This is a genomic window from Arthrobacter sp. Dra40 (assembly GCF_059091905.1).
On the sequence record NZ_JBNHHB010000447.1, the window covers coordinates 1 to 1817 of the forward strand.

Sequence of the window (1817 nt, forward strand, 5' to 3'; positions counted from 1 at the left end):
GGTCGTTGAACGACCCAAGTCCGATACCACATTCGAATCCTTCGCGGACCTCGGTCGCGTCGTCCTTGAACCGCTTGAGCGAATCGACGGTGAGGTTCTCACCGATGACCTTGCCGTCGCGGCTGACGCGTGCCTTGGAGTTACGGCGGATCGTGCCCGAGCGGACGATGGAGCCGGCGATGTTTCCGTACTTGGACGAACGGAAGATCTCGCGGATCTCGGCGGTGCCGAGCTGGACCTCTTCGTATTCCGGCTTCAGCATGCCCTTCAGCGCCAGTTCGATGTCATCGATGGCTGCATAGATGACCGAGTAGAAGCGCATGTCCACGCCTTCGCGGTCGGCCAGTTCGGCCACCCGCTCGGCCGGCTTGACGTTGAAGCCGATGATGATCGCGTTGTCCACGGTCGCCAGGTTGACGTCGTTCTGGGTGATCGCGCCCACGCCGCGGTGGATCACACGCAGCTGGACGTCCTCGCCCACATCGATCTTGAGCAGCGAGTCTTCCAGCGCCTCCACGGCACCGGACACGTCGCCCTTGAGGATGAGGTTGAGGGTGTCGACCTTGCCCTCCGCCACAGCCTTGTCGAAGTCCTCCAGGCTGATGCGCTTGCGGCGCTTGGCCAGTGCGGCGTTGCGGTCCGCAGCTTCGCGCTTTTCGGCGATCTGTCGGGCGGTACGCTCGTCGTCGGTCACCAGGAAGGTGTCGCCGGCGCGCGGCACGGTGGACAGACCCAGCACCTGGACCGGACGCGACGGCTCGGCCTCGGTGACGGATGCGCCGTCCTCATCGAACATGGCACGTACGCGGCCGTGGGCACTGCCGGTGACGATTGCATCGCCGACCCGCAGCGTTCCGGACTGGACCAGTACGGTTGCCACGGCGCCGCGGCCCTTGTCCAGGTTTGCCTCGATCGCAATGCCCCGGGCGTCCTTGTTCGGGTTCGCCCGCAGGTCCAGCGCGGCATCTGCCGTCAGCAGCACGGCCGAGAGGAGGTCCTCAATGTGCAACCCGTCGCGCGCCGAGACGTCCACGAACATCGTGTCGCCGCCGTATTCCTCGGGAACCAGGCCGTACTCGGTCAGCTGGCCACGGATCTTCTCCGGGTTGGCGCCGTCCTTGTCGATCTTGTTCACGGCGACCACGATGGGCACGCCTGCAGCCTGCGCGTGGTTGAGTGCTTCAACGGTCTGCGGCATGACACCGTCGTCGGCAGCAACCACCAGGATGGCGATGTCGGTGACCTTGGCGCCACGGGCACGCATGGCGGTGAACGCCTCGTGGCCCGGGGTGTCAATGAAGGTGATCTTCCGGTCCCGGTCGTCGTGCTGGAAGTCGATCTGGTAAGCGCCGATGTGCTGGGTAATGCCGCCATGCTCGCCTTCACCCACGCGGGTGTTGCGGATGGCGTCCAACAGCCGGGTCTTACCGTGGTCGACGTGGCCCATCACGGTGACGACGGCGGGGCGACGCTCCAAGTCGTCTTCGCCCTCGGCCTCGAGCTCTGCGTCAAGGTCGATGTCGAACGAGTCAAGCAGTTCGCGCTCTTCGTCCTCCGGGGAGACAACCTGGATCTTGTAGCCCAGCTCAACGCCCAGCAGTTCGAAGGTGTCTTCGTCCAGGGACTGCGTGGCCGTGGCCATCTCGCCCAGGTGGAAGAGAACGGTGACCAGCGCGGCCGGATTCGCCTCGATCTTGTCGGCGAAGTCCGTGATGGAGGAGCCGCGGCGCAGCCGGACAACAGTGCTGCCGTCGCCGCGGGGTACCGAGACACCGCCCAGCGACGGTGCGCTCATCTGCTCCAGTTCCTGGCGCTTG

At 65.4% G+C, this 1817-nt stretch carries 1 protein-coding gene; it reads right to left on the reverse strand.

Translation table 11 applies throughout. The features are described from left to right. The coding region (gene infB / locus AC5RWT_RS36995; RefSeq protein WP_494084559.1) for a translation initiation factor IF-2 at positions 1-1817 on the reverse strand (1817 nt) is incomplete at both ends.